At 42.4% G+C, this 18,294-nt stretch carries 14 protein-coding genes; 2 read left to right on the forward strand and 12 right to left on the reverse strand.

The window, feature by feature from the left end; translation table 11 throughout:
• Window positions 1–641: WHG domain-containing protein (locus tag PHC76_RS12320; protein ID WP_366943500.1), on the forward strand; the 641-nt coding region annotated here is incomplete at its 5' end.
• Here the strand turns inward: PHC76_RS12320 and PHC76_RS12325 are convergent.
• From PHC76_RS12325 to PHC76_RS12335, 3 genes are all read right to left on the reverse strand, one after another.
• Window positions 630–953: a hypothetical protein gene (locus PHC76_RS12325; RefSeq protein ID WP_299974341.1), complete on the reverse strand. Its 324-nt coding sequence runs from the start codon at window positions 951–953 to the stop codon at window positions 630–632. The two genes, PHC76_RS12320 and PHC76_RS12325, sit on opposite strands and share 12 nt — an antisense overlap.
• Window positions 954–1,119: 166 nt before the next feature.
• A complete protein-coding gene (locus PHC76_RS12330) occupies window positions 1,120–1,764 on the reverse strand; it encodes a hypothetical protein (RefSeq protein ID WP_299974343.1) in 645 nt (214 codons plus the stop codon).
• Entirely contained in the window at window positions 1,761–2,945 is a 1,185-nt protein-coding gene (locus PHC76_RS12335) for a NifS family cysteine desulfurase (protein ID WP_299974346.1), read from the reverse strand. The genes PHC76_RS12330 and PHC76_RS12335 overlap by 4 nt, the downstream gene beginning before the upstream one ends.
• Window positions 2,946–3,157: 212 nt before the next feature.
• Here PHC76_RS12335 and PHC76_RS12340 point away from each other — a divergent pair, with 212 nt between their 5' ends.
• Window positions 3,158–5,419 (forward strand): glutamine--tRNA ligase/YqeY domain fusion protein, encoded by a 2,262-nt coding sequence (locus PHC76_RS12340; protein WP_299974349.1) that lies wholly within the window; start codon window positions 3,158–3,160, stop codon window positions 5,417–5,419.
• Window positions 5,420–5,460: 41 nt separating this feature from the next.
• On the opposite strand, the gene clpX is transcribed toward PHC76_RS12340, so the two are convergent.
• From clpX to PHC76_RS12385, 9 genes are all read right to left on the reverse strand, one after another.
• Window positions 5,461–6,678 (reverse strand): ATP-dependent Clp protease ATP-binding subunit ClpX, encoded by a 1,218-nt coding sequence (gene clpX / locus PHC76_RS12345; RefSeq protein ID WP_299974352.1) that lies wholly within the window; start codon window positions 6,676–6,678, stop codon window positions 5,461–5,463.
• Entirely contained in the window at window positions 6,678–7,274 is a 597-nt protein-coding gene (locus tag PHC76_RS12350; protein ID WP_299974355.1) for an ATP-dependent Clp protease proteolytic subunit, read from the reverse strand. Before PHC76_RS12350 ends, clpX begins: the two co-directional genes overlap by 1 nt.
• Window positions 7,275–7,284: 10 nt before the next feature.
• A complete protein-coding gene (locus PHC76_RS12355) occupies window positions 7,285–8,115 on the reverse strand; it encodes an SIR2 family protein (protein WP_299974358.1) in 831 nt (276 codons plus the stop codon).
• Window positions 8,116–8,388: 273 nt separating this feature from the next.
• Window positions 8,389–8,922, reverse strand: coding sequence for a PAS domain-containing protein (locus tag PHC76_RS12360; protein ID WP_300210250.1), 534 nt, complete (start codon window positions 8,920–8,922; stop codon window positions 8,389–8,391).
• Window positions 8,923–9,020: 98 nt separating this feature from the next.
• On the reverse strand, window positions 9,021–9,782 hold the full coding sequence (locus PHC76_RS12365) for a DUF2135 domain-containing protein (protein WP_299975214.1): 762 nt from the start codon (window positions 9,780–9,782) through the stop codon (window positions 9,021–9,023).
• Window positions 9,779–11,452 (reverse strand): DUF2300 domain-containing protein, encoded by a 1,674-nt coding sequence (locus tag PHC76_RS12370; RefSeq protein WP_300210252.1) that lies wholly within the window; start codon window positions 11,450–11,452, stop codon window positions 9,779–9,781. The genes PHC76_RS12365 and PHC76_RS12370 overlap by 4 nt, the downstream gene beginning before the upstream one ends.
• A complete protein-coding gene (locus PHC76_RS12375) occupies window positions 11,430–16,022 on the reverse strand; it encodes an alpha-2-macroglobulin family protein (protein WP_300210255.1) in 4,593 nt (1,530 codons plus the stop codon). Before PHC76_RS12375 ends, PHC76_RS12370 begins: the two co-directional genes overlap by 23 nt.
• Window positions 16,023–16,042: 20 nt before the next feature.
• Window positions 16,043–16,714: a DUF1175 family protein gene (locus PHC76_RS12380; RefSeq protein WP_366519975.1), complete on the reverse strand. Its 672-nt coding sequence runs from the start codon at window positions 16,712–16,714 to the stop codon at window positions 16,043–16,045.
• Window positions 16,690–18,258, reverse strand: coding sequence for a DUF2138 family protein (locus PHC76_RS12385; RefSeq protein WP_299974770.1), 1,569 nt, complete (start codon window positions 18,256–18,258; stop codon window positions 16,690–16,692). The genes PHC76_RS12380 and PHC76_RS12385 overlap by 25 nt, the downstream gene beginning before the upstream one ends.
• Window positions 18,259–18,294 lie beyond the last annotated feature (36 nt).

The raw sequence follows: 18,294 nt of genomic DNA on the forward strand, positions 1-18,294 counted from the left end.
TAGCATGTTACAATACTACCATGAATAATGAGCCCGTAAAAAAAATATCCCCCTATCATCACGGTAATCTTAAAGAAGAGCTGTTGCAGACCGCTACAGAAATGATTGATAAAGAGGGGATTGATTCGATTACCCTACGTGACCTTACCCAGAGGTTAGGGACGTCACGAACGGCAGTGTATCGCCATTTTGCGAGCAAAGAGGCATTGATACTCGGTGTAATCGAGAAGGGATATGAACAACTTGATAAGATGTTTACCCCCATATTTGAAGATCGTACCCAAAGCGTTGCCCAGCGATTTAACGCAATGGCACGAGAGTATCTCGATTTTGCGATAGAACATCCAAACCTCTATCGATTGTTGTTTGGTGATAAATATCATCAAGAGCGTGAAGAGTTATGTGATTATCGAGACGAGTCACAAGCAACGGGGCTCTATGCCCTGATCGGACTTTTGGTAGAGGGTCAGGAAGAGGGGAGTATCGCAGCGGTCAACCCTATGGTACAAGCGGCTATGGCGTGGGCATCAATCCACGGTCTTGCGTCGTTGTTAATCGATGGACATTTGATGATGAGTGATAACATAGAAGTAATTTATGAATACAGTATAGAGGCATTGTTAAAAGGGTTAAAGGGGTAGCTTTAATAAATAGAGTTGTCCATAGCAATCACAAAACTTTTTACATCCGCATGAATAATAGATATTTTTCCCCGTTACAATCGAATAGCTTCCGAAATTGGTTTTGATAACATCCCCTTGAACCCTCTCGATCGTGATTGTTTTGATAAGACACGAATCCATGGAATCGAGGCGATGAAATTTCTCCCGCGTAGAGTGTACCCATAATACCGAAGAACCGGCTATAAGAGAAGATGCTTTTTGAGAATCCCATTCTCGAAGTGCATCAAAACTTTCCAATTCTGAATCGCTAATATTGCGGTAAGGGCGCATTAAATCTCCAAATCTTTTTTGATTTTAGATATGCATATATAGTTCTTATATTTTAAGTAATGAGCCAAATATAATTTCAAATTCCGTCACTCCCGCGAAGGCGGGAGTCTAGCTGGATTCCCGCCTTCGCGGGAATGACAAAGTGATATTAAATAAGTATTCCTACTTATGATGAGAGTCGTGCTTCATAATGGAGCACAGATAAAGGATTATAAATCCATTTATCCCCTAATTTTAGGCAATTGGCGGTATGTTTCTGATTTTGTTTTAGGGTGAGTTTTCCTTCATTATCAACCACTTTTGAGTATATTTTTTCCATCTTTGAACCCAAAAGTGTTGTATTAGTTGAGAATTTAATCATCTCTTCAAACCCTATCAGACCGTTTTTAGGGATAGGAAGATCACAGTAATAATGACCGATATCATTAATTCCCCAAAATATAAATCCAAGTGACGTATAAAAATCGAGTGAATCGGAAACGGAGGTAAAATGGATTCGTCGTACATGTTTTGAGAGGGCGTGATTAATAGTAGAATCGAGTAATTCTTCTGCAAACCCCTGTCGTCTATCGATGAGTGGAGTAAAGAGGTTATAGACCGTCAAATATTCGCTGTAACGATCTATTTTAGAGAAGATATAGCAAACATGTTTCCCCTCATTATCGATGAGGACGTTGCACCCTTGGGCTTTCCAGCTAAAATGGCGATCCCACCATGCTAATGCTTGAATGGCAAAACGTTTACTCTCTGTATCGGTGATGGTGGAAACAGAGAGGAGATATTCATCACGGTTCAGTGGGTGAAGTCTCATCCCACTTCGTTTGTATAGGCGTATGTTGAGGAGATAGAGCGGAGTCGTTCAGCTGCTTTGGTAAATACCTCGATGGTATAGTCCACTTCATCCGCAGTCGTAAAGCGGCTAAGGCTGAGACGGATGGCGGTGTGGGCGAGTTCAGGGTCTTCTCCGATAGCGGTCATAACCGGATTGGCCTCTAAGCTTTCAGATGCACATGCACTCCCCGTAGATGCCGCGATACCGGCACGGTTGAGATCCCATAACATCGATTCTCCCTCGATACCGCGCAGTGAGATGAGGATAGTGTTAGGGGTACGACGCGCACGATCACCCACCACGATAGTATCAGGGAGCTGTGAAATAGCATCTTCCAATCGATCACGCAATGCTCGCACATCGCTGTTCATTTTTTCCAAATGCCCTACCGATTGTTTCATCGCCAGACCCATACCGATGATATAGGCAACATTGAGAGTACCTGCACGATAACCACCCATTTGTTCCCCACCGTGGAGGAGGTTTGGGAGCTCTTTCCCTTTTTTAACATACAAACCGCCGATACCTTTTGGCCCGTGGAATTTGTGAGCGGAGAAGGTGAGGTAATCTATCGGAGTTTTGGTCAAATCAACTTTTACTTTTCCGATAGCTTGGACTGCATCCGTGTGAAATAAAATCCCTTTTTCTTTTGCGATAGCAGCAACTTCATCAACGGGAAAAATCATCCCCGTCTCGTTGTTTGCCCACATCATACTAATTAATATTGTTTTATCAGTAATTGCCGCTGCAACACGTTCAGCACTTACATAACCGTAAGCATCCACATCAACAAAAGTGATCTCAGCACCGTTCTCTTCGAGAAAATGGAGGGTTTCAAGAACCGATGGATGTTCCACTGCAGAGGCGATGATATGGTTTTTAGAAGGGTCACGGAGAATATGTTTGAAAAAGACACCCTTAAGTACCGTATTGTTACTCTCTGTCGCACATGAAGTGATAAGGATATCATCGGCATCGGGAGCATTAAGGGCATCGTACATATACCCCATCGCTTCGTTAAGATACGGACGTACCTCGATACCATACTGGTGCAACGAATTCGGATTTCCATAGAGATCCTCGAAGAATGGCTGCATTTTTACTTTGACGATTGGGTCGAGTTTGGTGGTTGCGTTGTTATCGAGATAAACACGTTTCATATTTTGTCCTCATAATGTCGTTATTATGAGTTCTTATGCAAGATTTGTTCGAGAGATTCACTTTCACTAAAATTATTAGGGAAGTAAGGTCTTGATGAGTTTTTAAACATCGTAGGGTGGGATTTTTCCCCAATATATCGTTATAATTGGACTTATTTGATAAAATACGGATTTTAAAGTACAAGTATTACAATTGAGAAGGTTTTAGAGCAATGATCGAGAGCAAAGATTTTTTACGTACCATCGTCGAAGAGGATTTACACGCGGGCAAATACAGCGAAGTTGTAACCCGTTTTCCCCCTGAGCCAAACGGCTTTCCACACATCGGACACGCCAAATCGATCGCGATCAATTTCGGAATCGCGCGGGACTATAAAGGGCATTGTAATCTTCGGATGGACGATACCAACCCGACGACTGAAGACACCCGCTACGTCGAAGCGCTCAAAGATGCCGTAGAGTGGCTCGGATTTCAGTGGGAGGGGAATGTTCGCTATACGTCGGATTACTTCCCTGAACTCTACGAATACGCTAAACAGCTTATCAAAATGGGTAAAGCCTACGTCGATAGCCTTAGCGAAGATGAGATTCGTGAGTATCGCGGAACGGTGATGGAAGCGGGACGCCGTAGCGTCTATGCCGAGCGCAGCGTAGAAGAGAACCTCGATCTCTTAGAGCGGATGAAAGAGGGCGAATTCAAAGACGGTGAACACGTCCTCCGTGCCAAGATCGACATGAGTGCGGCGAATATGAAGATGCGCGATCCGCTCCTCTACCGTATCCGACACGCCCACCACTACCGCACGGGCGATGCGTGGAATATCTACCCGATGTACGATTACGGTCATTGTCTTTCAGACTACATTGAGGGGGTTACCCACTCTATCTGTACACTGGAGTTTGAAAATAACCGTGACATCTATGACTGGGTACTTAATACGCTGGGGCTGACATCACCGCGCCCTTATCAGCATGAGTTTGCACGTCTGGGGATCAACTACACTGTTATGAGCAAACGAAAGCTCTTAGAGCTGGTAAACGAAGGGTACGTGAACGGTTGGGACGATCCGCGCATGTCGACCATCGCAGGACTTCGTCGTCGCGGGTATACCCCTGAGTCGATTTTGAACTTTTGTCATCTGATCGGTATCGCCAAAGCCAACTCGATGGTCGATGTGGCACAGCTCGAGTTCTGTATTCGTGATGATCTCAATACTAAAGTACCGCGCGTGATGTGTGTACTCGACCCGCTCAAAGTGACGATCGAGAACTATGAGGGGAGCGAAGAGCTTGATGCCTCGTATTACCCTGAGGATGTACCGAAAGAGGGGAGCCGAAAACTGCCGTTTTCCCGTGAGATATACATCGAGCGTGAGGATTTCAGCGAGAATCCCCCTGCAGGCTTTTACCGTCTAACGCCTGAGCAACCCGTGCGCCTCAAACACGCCTACATCATTACCTGCAAAGAGGTGATCAAAGATGGCTCAGGGAACATCACGGAGATCATCGCAACGTACCATCCCGACTCCAAAAGCGGTTCCGATACGAGCGGTATCAAGGTCAAAAGTGCGATCCAATGGGTCGAAGCCAATACCGCAAAAACGGTCGAGGTGCGACTCTATGATCGTCTCTACACCTGCGAAGCACCGGAGGGGGTCGAAGATCTCAATCCTGATTCGCTCAAAATCATCAAAAACGCTCTGGTCGAACCCGCTCTCATCACCGAAAAACCCGATGTCCGCTTTCAGTTCGAGCGTCAGGGGTATTTTTATGCCGATCCGATCGACTATACTGACGAAGCACCAGTATTTAACAGAATCGTAGGGCTGAAAGACTCGTGGAACAAAAAGAACAAAGCTGACGAGGGCGCAGTGAAACCAGAGCGCAAAGCTCCTGAGAAAAAAGTACAGATCGATGGTGAAGTGGCACCGATGAGTGAAGCTGAACAAGTGCGATATACGAAGTATACAAACGAGTTCAAACTTAACAGCGAAGTGTCGAATATCCTTGCGCGTGATGAGAAACTCGCCGTATTCTTCGAAGCGGCTCTTTCAGTCCATAACAGCCCGATAACCATTGCCAACATTGTGGCTAATGAGGTCGCCAGAGAGCTAAAAGAAAAAGACGCAAGTGAGCTGAAATTCACTACCGCACAAATCGCAGAACTCGTCAAAATGATCGATGATGAGATCATCTCGAACAAAATCGCCAAACAGGTCTTCGAAGAGATGGTGCAAAGCGGTGAGAATCCATCCAAAATCGTCGAAGCGCAGGGATTGGTACAGATCAGTGATCCGTCCGTGATTTTGCCGATAATCGATGACGTGATGGCAAAAAATCCTGATAATGTTGAAAAATACAGAGCAGGCAATACAAAACTGTTCGGCTTTTTCGTCGGACAGGTACTTAAAGCGACGGGAGGAAAAGCAAATCCTCAGGTCGTCAATGATCTAGTAGCGCAGAAGTTACAATAGAAACTGGATTCCCGATCAAGTCGGGAATGACGGGGAGTAGGCTATTCTTGCTCTTTTTCAGTTTTGAACGTGTAGATAGGTTCTTTTTCTGAATCATCAATAATCGCTTCCGTAATCGTGACGCTTTGAAGATTCTTTTTCGACGGACAGCTGTATTGGAGCGGCAACATTGCTTCCTCGATAATTCCTCGTAGTCCGCGAGCGCCCACACCACGATCAATCGCTTTTTGCGCAACTGCTTCAAGCGCTTTTGTCTCAAAATTGAGCTCTATCCCGTCCATATCAAAAAATGCTTGGAATTGTTTGATAAGGGCGTTGTCCGGTTCGGTAAGAATTTGGATCATCTGATCTTTGGTAAGTTCAGTGAGTTGTGCGACGACGGGGATACGCCCGATAAATTCAGGAATCATTCCGTAATGGACGAGGGCTTTAGCGTCGATTTTTTTAGGTTTAGCGGTTTTATCGGTTGTGGATTTGGTAAATCCTACTTTATTTGTTTTTTTCGTATGGACATCGGGTACGAGTCCGACAAAAGCCCCTCCACAGACGAAAAGTACGTGCGAGGTGTTGAAGAGTACCGTTTCGGTGGTGGAATTTTTACGGCTCCCTTTGATAGGGACATAAACTTCGGCACCCTCTAGGATTTTGAGTAGCCCTTGTTGTACCCCTTCACCCGATACGTCACGTCCCATCGTCGAGCTTTCCCCTTTGCGGGCAATTTTATCCACTTCGTCGATGTAGATGATACCGCGCTGTGCGAGGTCGATATCGTAGTTCGCAGCAGCGAGGAGGCGGCTGAGGATGCTTTCGACGTCCTCACCCACGTATCCTGCTTCAGTGAGGGCTGTAGCGTCGGCGACGGCGAACGGCACTTGCATGATTTTGGAGAGCGATTTAGCGAGGAGTGTTTTACCGCTTCCTGTCGGTCCTACAAGCATGATGTTGGATTTTTCGAGTTCGACGTTGTTATAAACGGGGTTTTCAATCCGTTTGTAGTGGTTGTAAAGGGCAACGGCAAGCACTTTTTTTGCGTCATATTGACCGATAATGTATTTGTCTAAAAACTCGACAATTTTTTCAGGGACAGGGAGTTGTTGCTGCATCGCGGAGCGTTGTTCATATCGTACCTCTTTTTGCAAAATGCTAGAGCAGGTAGTGATACATTCATTACAAATATGGGTGGTCTCCGAGGAGAACATTTTTTTTACTTCACTTTGTTTTCGACCACAAAAGGAACAGGTTTTTTCCGGCGTACTCATCAGACATCCTTTGGAGTAAATTTAGTAAGAATCTCATCCGCTAAACCAAACTCTATCGCTTCTTTAGCTTCCATGTAGTTATCACGATCGGACTCTTTTTCGATAATTTTGACACTTTTCCCTGTCGCTTCAGAGAGAATCACATACAGTCGTCGTTTGAGATTGAGGATATGTTTGGTATGAATCTCGATGTCGCTCGCTTGGCCAGAATAGCCACCGAGAGGTTGATGGATCATCACTTCGGCATTGGGGAGCATATAGCGATGACCTTTTTCCCCGCAGGTAAATAAAACTGCCGCCATTGAGGCAACCAACCCCATAGCGTAGGTATGAACTGGGGCATTAATGAGATTCATAGTATCTAATATGGCTAATCCTGACATCACCGATCCCCCCGGAGAGCTGATATACATATGAATCGGCTCTTCGGAATCCATCGCTTCGAGATAGAGCAGTTGGGAGACGATAATTCCCATCATATGATCATCAATCGCTTCGGTAATCACGATAACACGGTCTCCGAGGAGTTTTGAGAAGAGATCAAAATATCGCTCTCCACGCGGTGAAACATCTTTTACGGTTGGAATATACGGCATAGTAAGCTCCTTAAACAAATGCTTTTATGAATTCAGGAAGTGACATAGGGATCACTTCAAGGTTATGCTTTTCGACAAACTTTTGCTCTTTTTTATTCAATTCTTTATCGGTGATAACGTATCCACCCTCTAAATCGAGAGAGAGTTCATTGGCTACCATACGATCGGTATCGTGATCGAATGATGTCCCTAAAAAGAGGTATTTTTTTGCTTTTCTATAGGTTTTGAGCACTTTTGGAACAGCAAAACCTGCCATTGCCTCGGTGAGCCAGTCTACATAATCGGCATCAGAGATAACAAAAGTGGGATTTGGAAGCGGTGAGCCCATCGGTTTAAAGAGTATTTTTTCAGCTGTTTCCAAAACCTCATCATCGACAAGAAAGTATTTTTGATTCTCTACATCGTATTCGTATATTTCATAGCGGTTTAAATCCCCCATAATGCGTGATTTACCGACAATAAGACAATGGGGGGTATAGGCTAATAACTCTTGTAATTTTGTATCCCGATTGGTATCAATGATATAACGTGGTGACATATCAACTATTGTTTTGTGCAAAGGGGTGGGTTCAAAGGGTTTTGTATAAATGTGGTTGATAAGTTGTGTCATATACTCAACACCGCGACGTTGTTCCAAATGCATTGCAGCGCGGGAGTATTCGAACATTAGCCGTGCAGACATTGCTCGACCGCCGTTCATCGCTAAAATAAGCGAATCACTATCGTGAGGAACAGCTTCCCCCTCTTTGGTCATAATCCCCTCAAATACCCCTAAACCGAAATAGGGGATAGTGGTTTGATTGCGTAACTCTTTCTTTATTGTCTCAAATAGTGTGTCCATCGTAATCCCTTTTGGAGCTTTGGTCAAACTATTGCATTTTGCGTTCTTGTTTTAAATAGGATAATTTTTGTCTTATTTGTAGTATTTTTGAAGAAAGAGAGGGTAAAAAGGGACAAAAATGTTTACTGACCTTACGCACTTGATGAAATCAAGGGCGAAAAGGGCAGTTTTCTGCCATATCCGAAAGATATGGCTAGCTTTAGGGGGTTGTAGGGACATTTGTCCCTGCCACTTTTCGGGCTCTGCCCGTAAAGTGCGTAACATCAGTTAGTATCACATAAAAAATAATTTAGACAACCAACCTTTATCGACAATATCATCGATAAATTGATCATAAGTTTTATTTTGGGAGTCTAAAAAACCGATCAGGTACTTTTCAGATGCATCTATTCCGCTGGCACTTTCGATTAAAAATAATTCATTATATAATTTCGTGATTTTATCAACCAACTTTTTATCAGCAGCTTTTCGATAGGCTATGTATCCATTGACTTTGTTCGTTAAAGGATCTCTTCTTACCTCAAATTTTGTCGTTACCCAGTAATAATCTCCATTTTTTGCTCTGTTTTTTACTACTGCAAAAATATCCTGACTCAACTGGATACGCTTCCACATGAGTTTAAAAATAACTGCCGGCATATCTGGATGACGGACGATATTATGTGGATGATTCACTAATTCATCTAATGAATACCCTGAAATGTCCATAAAATCTTGGTTTGCAAATTCAATAATTCCTTTAAGATCAGTACGAGTGACAATGACTCTTTTACGGTCAACATAAATTTCTTTAGATGTTTTTTCCATTTTATTGCCTAATATTTATTTATTCAAATAATAACATTATTGCGGTCATGGAACGGTCATGAAATATAAATGATTTTATAGAGTTGACAACTGAACATTCATGGATAACTAAAAGAGCTGACATGGGTTAATTCTCCCGCTTTACGCATTGGGATTCGGAAAATTTGCTGTTTCTCAGATAAAGTACCTTCTTGGGTAATGATAGCAACTTGTACAGTGGTAAGGTCTTCTTGGTTATTACCATCGCCATAATAGTTGACATAGACGTGGTATACACCATTAGGCGGGGTAGGGTTAGCGTATATTTCAGGTCCATACCCTGTGGTGACATCCACATCCAATACCCCTCCATTGGGTGCGACACGATCTCCATAGTAGACGTGTTGTCCATCAGGTGAAATAACATGCAAATCCAAATCGGTACCGTCGCTGTCCCATGATAAAACGATACGAAGACGTGATTGTGTTTTGGCATTGTATCCGTCATAAAATTGGACTTGTTTTCGTGTTTTTCCATCATTACTACGTATTTCGATACTGTTGGAGCCTGAGCCAAATGAATATGGGCGTTCAAAATCTCCCGAATCTTCTACTCGTTGTGGGATAGCTATACCGTTGACGATAAGTTTTGCGGGTTTGCCTTTGATATGTTTGGAAATATGCCCTTTGATTAGTGACGATTTATCCTGACCTTCAGTATTGACGGATGATGCAGGATAGTTGACCTTTTGTATAAACCCCGTAGAATCACCTAAACTGTGTCTCCATCCACCGAGGGGGCTTTCAATCTCTATAGAGTCGGCATAAGCGGAAAAATATCCGCATAATAAGGATGCTAATACGAATGTACTTTTTTTCATGGTGTTACTCCAGTGAGTTTACGGGCTAAATTTTCGATATAGGTTTCATTGACACCGTTAGGGTGATAACGAAAGACGAGATGGAGATATTCGTGCACTAATGTGAGTCGATCGTTTAAACTCTGCCATCCGCGTACGTATATCCGAAGCCGTTTTTGGTCGGAGTAGGGATTTCCATCACTCAGTTGACAAATCGTTGGTATTGACTCTAGGGGTTCATATCCACCTTCACGGTTGAGTGTTGATTGCCATTTTTGGCTATTTTCTGCTAACCATGATTCAGCCGCTTTCAGCGGTACGCACTCCATCCGTCCATTCATGGTAGCGATAGCGGCGTTGGGATAGCTGTGTTTTAATATCTTTTCAAAACTCCATCCTGAGACGGCTTGGGCATAGGCATCTCTCCATGATAACTGATTAAGCGCTGGAGTTGACATGTGATAGTGTATCGGTGCACCGCGTAAAATCAAATCATCGGTAAAGTAGGCTGCTTCGAGTCCTTTTTGAGATGGAATTGTTGCACTGACACGTTGTGTATGGCTTGAGTCTGATATACTCCAACAACCGCCTTGGTAATTACCGTTTTGTACCAAATAGGTTCGTGCGGCAACAGCTAGTGCGCGTGCTGCATGAGTTTGGGTGGTATTACCTTCTCGATCAATGACGCGAGCAACATAATTGTTAAGTCCAAAACGTCCATATATTGTGTAGTGTTGGTCAGAATTTTTACGTAATCGCATTTCTCCTTGGGTTGTAATCGTAAGCCAATTTCCATTTTCAAACTCTAGTCGAAAGTTTCCTTTGAGGATGCCTGATTCTACTTTTATAGGGGTTTTTTCTTTATAAATCGCTTTTAGCGGATAGCGTTCAAAAAATGAGACATCGACACAACTATTATCGGTGGAAGTTGAAAGGAGAGAGGGGGTAGGTAATGTGAGCGAGAGGGCTTTACTCCATTTTGTGAGAGAAGTGAAACTCGATCCGTTAGCACCAAACCAAAACGGCGTTCCATCGGCGAGCCAGCCAGCCGCCCCACCGAATGCTTTACCATCATGTGTATGCCATGAATAGGTTTTATATCGGATTGCACTTCCTAACTCACTCCATGCATTTTTACCGTAAAGTTCTAAAGAAGTTTCGAGAAGGGCATCTCTGGCTTCATTACGTGCTTGAGTTGGAATAGCAGATAATACAAAAAGGAGGTCATGTAGAGAGACTTCAGTTTCTGGGGTAAGGTGACGGATATCGTTTACCCATTCAATTGTAGTTTTTTCTTCCCAATATTTTTTCCATTTTTTAGGACTTATATGGAGTCTATTCGGATCAAAATAAGGGGCGCAAGAGTGGGCTAATGCCCTGTCTCTATTGACGCTTGAACCTGGAGGACAACAATAACGATCTTCTTCAGATGGAGTGGTACTACAGACGTATTCAGCCTCTTTCGCATGGGTATCGGCTAAATAGAGGTAGACAAAAAGTTTCCACAGGCTTCCTAAGGGAACTTTCTCCTCTGGTGTGAGGAAAGAGTGTGCTTTAGGTGTTGAGAGTGATTTGATTGTGATTTCATTATGCTCTAACCATGCAACATTGGCATTATCTTCTCCATGTGCAAAATTCAAACTGAACACTAACACAATAGCAATGTTCTTAATGAATTTTAATAATTGCACGCGAAGTTCCCTCAAACGCTTTTTGATCTGGCTGATACATTTTAAAATAACGTACCGGCGGTAGGACAAAAGTACCGGTTTGTGCTGGTCGAATCAGGTGATTTATCACCATTGTCCCTTTGAGTTTATCAACTGGGACAGTATATCCTTGTGGAGATAAATCAAAACGACTTTTCTCCAACGGATGATATTTTTTCCCTTTTGGAAATCGTACATTTACACCCCATGTGGCTGAATCAGCAGACATCCCCGGAGGAAGTGCCGCCTCTACGATACCGAAATTCAAAGGGGATGATGCATTGGATGTTAGGGTGATTTGATCTAAATAGAGCTCATTGGTACTTAATTCACTGTTTGCCGGAACCAAAACCAAGTCGTATTCTGTCGATTGACCACCATCGGTTATGGCAGAGAGATTAGCATCAGTTTGTCGAATTAAACGATAAAAACGGCGTTCAATCTGAATTGGAAGGGTGCTTTTTCCCAGTTCTGAACTCTCATATCCGATAACTGCCGATAGTGGAGCTTTCGGGGTATTAGAGAGGTTAATCGAAGTCGGTACATTTGTTTTACCCCAATAATAGGCATTTTGACCAGATATCGTACGAAAATTTTTCCATAATGAATCCGGTGCAATTGTCTGTTTTGAACGTGTTAGAAGAGGATTGTTTTTGCTCTCATTTTTAAGTGCACGGTAGACCCATAATAATGTTACAGCTCTGTCGATTGTCGGTGTTTGTGCTCCAACTTTTTCTAAAATAATCGGAGCATTGCTAAGAGGTATATTACCGCTCAATAACAAGAGAGATTCTCCGAGTGGGGAGGTGGATTGATGAATTCGTTGTGCAGCTGATGCAAGATAAGGTTTAATAGCTGGATCAACTTTTCCTTGTGCTTGAGTAAGCGTGTAGGCACTTAATACTAAAGCCATAGTATTGTGTATCGATAGAGTATCAGTTGTCATTATGAGTGAACTTTCCGATGCGAGAGGTAGTGAATTTGCAGCAATGATATTTTTTGCATTTTTAGATAGCTCTTTGAGCAATTCTTCACTTAATGAGCGAACCGGAAGACCCATTTGCTGCATCCAATCGAGCATTAAAGCGCGTTTCCATGGGGTTTGTTTAGCACCGTTTAGTCGATAAATTTCTAATAATGAATTAAAATGATCCGATGGAAGTTTCAGTTTAAGGGCTTGGCTTGCATGCCAATCGGCATAATAGGCATAGGTTGTTAAAAAAGGATCTCCCTCTTTTGCCGGAACACTCCACCATCCAAAGGTTGCATTAGGTCCCGCCATTTGAGCAAGTCTAAAACGGAAAGTGTACAGTCGTTGAGTTAGCAATTCAGAAAACTCATCTTCATCTGATAAAAGCGATTGTAATGCAAGGGTATAGGGGATAATTCTACTCGATGTTTGTTCGACACAACCGTGAGGATAATCGATTAAATCATCCATCATACGTCGAAAATGTTCATTAACCCCATCGGTAAACTGAAATTTTATATTTTTAGCGTCTGATGGTAGTTGTAATATGCTCTCTTTTGAGGTGAGCGATAGATTGAGTGAATGTTTGTTTTGCCATAATGGAGAAAGTATGCGTAGCGGCACCGATAGATTATCTACCTCCTTTCCTTTTACCGAGAGGGTGAGTTTAAGGGGTGAATCATAAGGAATCGTACCAAGAGCTAGCGGCATAAAGTTAATCCCTGATTTGAGCAAAAGGGATTTTGAATAGCTCGTACCGATACCGGAGACATTAATATCAACGGTCGTATCTTGACGTGTTTGGTTGAAAAGGGCTATGGATGCATTAGGTGTGTCTCCATTACGCATCCATGTAGGGGTTGTCCATTTAATATAAAACGGTTTTTCAGAGCGGACATACGCTCTATTTTGACCGACTACTCCGGATTGATTCATACCGCGTACCGTGATGCGCCATCGTGTTAATGAATCCGGCATGATAAATGTGACACGAGCATGACCATTTTTATCAGTCACTACATTAGGTTCCCATAAAGCCGTATCTTTGTCATCACGACGAGGGCGTTCTTGAATTTTGATAGCACGTTGCGGTGTTTGGGTATGGGAAGGGAGTGTTATTTTGGACGGTGTTTTGGCCAAATCGTATCCGATAAAACTCAAACTGGCGGTAGTACGGACATTATTACGTCGCGGATGATAAAAGAAATCAAAAATATCGGGGGCAATTTCACTTTGGAGAACATAAACCATCTCGTCAACGACACTGATGGAGAGTTGAGTGTTAGCGGAAGCTTTATCACCAATAAGTGCCGTGAGATCTAACGTCACTTTTTCCCCAGGCTCATAGGTGGGTTTATCGGATTGAACCGATATATTGATTTTTGGTTGTTCTACTTTGAGTCCTAAATTTTGGAAAACATATTCGTTACCTTTGACATACACAACTGAAAAAGTGATATTTGGTCCGTATGTATCTTTGATTGGTAGTTCAATTTCGTACTGAGTCGGTGAAATTTTTTTCGAACGGATCCAATTACTGCTTTGTGTCATTAATGCCGTTTGCTCTACTCGGTCACGTTCGAGTGTAAAGAGTACTTGATCAACAGGTTCTGAAAAGGTTATCAGTGCTTTTGCTATTTCATTTGGACGATAACTGTTTTGGTCAAATACCATGTTAATAGACCCCTGTGGTGCACGAATACTACCTCCGCTTACATAATGAGTAGTAGCACCGAGAATATTATTTTGGTTATCACGAATCGAGAGACTATAAGTTCCCGATGTGTTAAATGAGAGGGTGAAATCCCCATTATTTTCTAATGTACCACTCTCTTCTTTGCGGTCTTCTAATCGTATCCAACTCCATTTTGTCGGAACGGTGTTTTTGGTAAGATTGTTTATACCAATCGGAGTGTAGTGAAAGATGATATTTTCATTAATCGAGGAGAAAGATTTTTGCCCTGATAATTGGTACATGTTTACACCACGTTCGATGAGCAACTCTTTAGTAGCACGGACACGATAAGCTGCACCATCGGTTGCTAATGCACTTAAAACATAGCGACTCGGTGTATCAGATGCAGGGAGAGAAAATTTTGCTATCCCTTTGGTATCAGTGGAGATAACGGAATCGGTAATTTTAAGAGGAAACTCGCCACTGTATCCTAAATTCCCCTCAATCATACTCAATGTTTGAGACCTAACACTCATATCAACGATAGCATTTTTAACCGGCTTCCCATCTGGATAGGTTAATTGCAGTTTACCGGTAATCGGCTCTTTTGTTTTGTAAGCAGTTTTATCCGGTAAAATAGAAATTTCAAAATGGGGTTTTTGGTATTCTGAGACTCTAAAACTCGCACCATAGCTGTTACCAAGATAATTGAAACGTAACTCATATCCACCGGCTGATGCATTTTGAGGTAGCCTAAATGAGGTATTACCACCGCTTTCAGAGAGTATTTGGACACTTTTTCCAGCTACCGGAAAGCCGTTAGGATCAAACACTTGTAATTGAAGAATTCCATTTTTCAGGGGGAGCGAATCACGTGCTGAAGTAAACTGACGTCCACTAAATTTGACATAAACAGACTCTCCGGGACGATACAAAGGGCGGTCTGTTGTAGCGTAAAGTTTTGTATTGTAAATCTCACTGTCATAGTAATAATTTTCAGAGACATACACTCCACCATTAGGGTCTTCACCATAAATGTAACTTTTTTCAGGTGCTTTTCGCTCAAAAATGGTTAAACCTGATTGGTCAGTTTCTTTTTGATCTAACACTCCGACACCGTCACTCCAAATATTTTTTGCATTTTTGATTGGCTGAGACGTTCGACGATCTGCGACCCAAACGAGCATTTGATTGGAAGAGACTTTGGTCACTGCGACCGAATCGGATACAAATACAAGTGTGGTTGCACGATAGTCGCCCACCATCGCCTCGACGAGATAAAGTCCAGGAGCTTTTTTTCCCAGCGGAATCATAACATTCCCCTCAGAAACATTCGTAAATTCACTACTACTACCGGCAAGTTCAACCCCTTTTGGTGGCTGGATCGGTTTTGCTCGATGGAGTGGATAGCGAAAACTGTTGACTAAAATGTGGCTTTTGAGTGGTCTGTATTGCGGGTTTAATGTTTTAGGGGTAGTACGGTTTTCCAGAGGGTGACTTCTCACTTGAGGGACGTTTTCTGTGAATGTATGACGAGCCTCTTCGCTAAAGAGAGAACGCCACAGTTCACGTGCCTCTCTCCATAATTTATCCCATGCTAGCGATAATGCATTGGCTAAACCGCTACCGGCGTAGTTTGGCTCTACTGTAATACGATGCAGATTCTTTTGCCCTTTTAAAAAAGCTAAAGGATCTTTTACTTTGTAGACATACACATCAACTCCGCCGTATTCATCAACAGTACTGATATCTTCAACTTCCAAACGAACCAAGGGGTTTTCATTAGAGCCATAGGTTGCGTCACTGAGTAAAAAGAAAGGGGTTCCCTGAGTCTCATCGGCAACAGCAGGTATAACTGCGAAGAGAAAAAGGATGGCCAATTTGGTAATAAATGTAAAAATATTCATTGTTAATCTCATGTTTTGGTTTATGCAGATAAAAAATTGAGGCGGTAAAAGCCTGCAAAATTTGGATTATTTTGGGAAGGGTGCCACCGCGTATCATGCCAGAGCATTAAATCTCTATAGGTGACGGATCGAAGTCCGTTATCATCAGGTGTTACTGTCCCCGTATGATAGGCGATAAAGTTTCCCATCCATACCATAATGTGTTGAGCGTCTCCTTGATCAAAAAAGAGTAAATCTCCTCTTTGAACCTGATTAATCTCTTTTCCTCGATAGGAAGTATTTTCTTGAATCAGTTCGAGAGCACTAACATACACAGAATACGATCCATTTGCGAGTTTCCATTGATGTCGAAATTTTTTTTGTTCGTTACTCAAAACAAGTTCCGGAGGGAGTGGCGACCATGCGAGACTGTTGGCGTGTTTCCACTTAGAATTATGGGTTTGTAATGCTTCAGCTACAGCGAAGCGGACTAAACCGACACAATCACGTTGCTCCCACCGTGGTGTAGGACCGGAACGAAGTTGAGCAGAAATTATTCTAACCATCCAAGCTCGAAAAATACGCGATTGAGAAGGTGTCAGGATTAAGTACTGTGTTGAATCTTCACCCCAAAGAGTGAAGATAGGAAATATTCCTATAACCGTTAAAAGAAAATTTCGTCGCTTCATTAGTGTATTTCCCCATTTTGCCATTGGAGTTGATACCACGATTTATCGGTATTGGGTTTGTCTATTAATTCGAGTCGATAGGAAGGATAGAGTGATAAGGCTTTCATTCGTGGAGGGAGATGATTTTGGGTAACAGCCAATAAATTAGCATCTCCTGAAGCATCAACGGCGGCAATAACTTCTCTCTCAATCATTGCAGAGAGTGGTTTTGGGGTAATAAGTGCCATTGTTAAATCGGATGTCTTTACATGATCTGTAATATTAGGGTAGAGGTGTATCATTGTATCAAAAGCTTTTTCAATCAATTTTCGATCGGGTGAAAAGAGGATGTAATTATCCTTCGCCCCTATGGTTACTTGGTTTGTAGTACCACTCCAAAGGAGAGCATCAGAGTTCTTCGGAAAAGTTTTTACAACCACTTTTTTATCCGCAATAGCCCATTTAGCCAGTGTATGTAATGATGCATTTCGATTTTGAAGTGTTGTATCCGATTTGAGAATAAAGAGTGGCGAGTAGAGATTTGATTCGTTGTACCAACACGCTAAAAGAGATCCCTTAAGATGCTTTAGTTCTTCGGATGGAGGGAGATTATCTTCAGTTTCGGCTTTATTCATAAGGTGATGTAACACCCCCCAATCGAGTGGTAAAACAACACAAGCACTTGGGTTGGCAGGTGCGTTTTTCCATAATTGTGCATCTCCTAAGGTTGAATTTTGGAGTTCTTTTTTATTGACCCACATTGAGGTAGACCAACTCTCTCCAAAATCAAACCGTATCCCCTCAAGTCCGGGAATAAAAGGGTCATATCCTAATGCTAATGCTGAAGATCTAAGGATAAGGGTGTGTTTCATTGATTCCGATGAGGTGGTGAGTTGAAAGGTTTTGGATAACTGGGTTGTATTATCTAACCACCCTTCAATGACATTACTCGCATCATCCGAAATATTTCCGTCATTATTCATAAGGAGTCCGGGGTCGGATAGAACGACTAAATTTTCTTTATTACTAACAATGAGAAAAGTACGACGAGGGTTAATTTCTAAAGAAAAAACAGTTACTTTTCCATTTTTTGTTTTAATTTCACCTGCTTTGGTGAGTTGAGTGTCATCTGCTGAAACAGTAGCAGCTTCTTGAATGATTTTTGACCAAATATTACGTTTTAAAATGAGTGCATAATGGCGTAATCCCCCATGCCCGTCACGCCAGAAGGCAATTTCTGCCGGTTCATTCAATGCACTGGCTAAAACTTTGTCACTCCAATCCAAATCATGCTCATAGGCAATCCGCTTAATGGCACCGCCAAATCCCATTCGATCTTCGTGATTATTGTAATAAAATGCTAAATCTTCGGTAAAAACGTCATGCACTATGGGGATACGTAATAAATCCGAGGGGAGTGTAGCCAAACTTTGAGTTTGAATATAACCATCGGGATACGATAAGTCTACAGTAAGTTCTGTTCCTGCATATTTGTAGGGTTTCAAATTGTAAGTACTGTTGAGACCAACGGCAATAATAACAGTAGCAAATAGGGTTATAAATCCGATAGCAAGCCATATACGACGCATTAATCTCCTTGAAAAATCTACAAGATTTTTATAAAG

The organism is Sulfuricurvum sp. (assembly GCF_028710345.1).
Taxonomy (GTDB): Bacteria; Campylobacterota; Campylobacteria; order Campylobacterales; family Sulfurimonadaceae; genus Sulfuricurvum.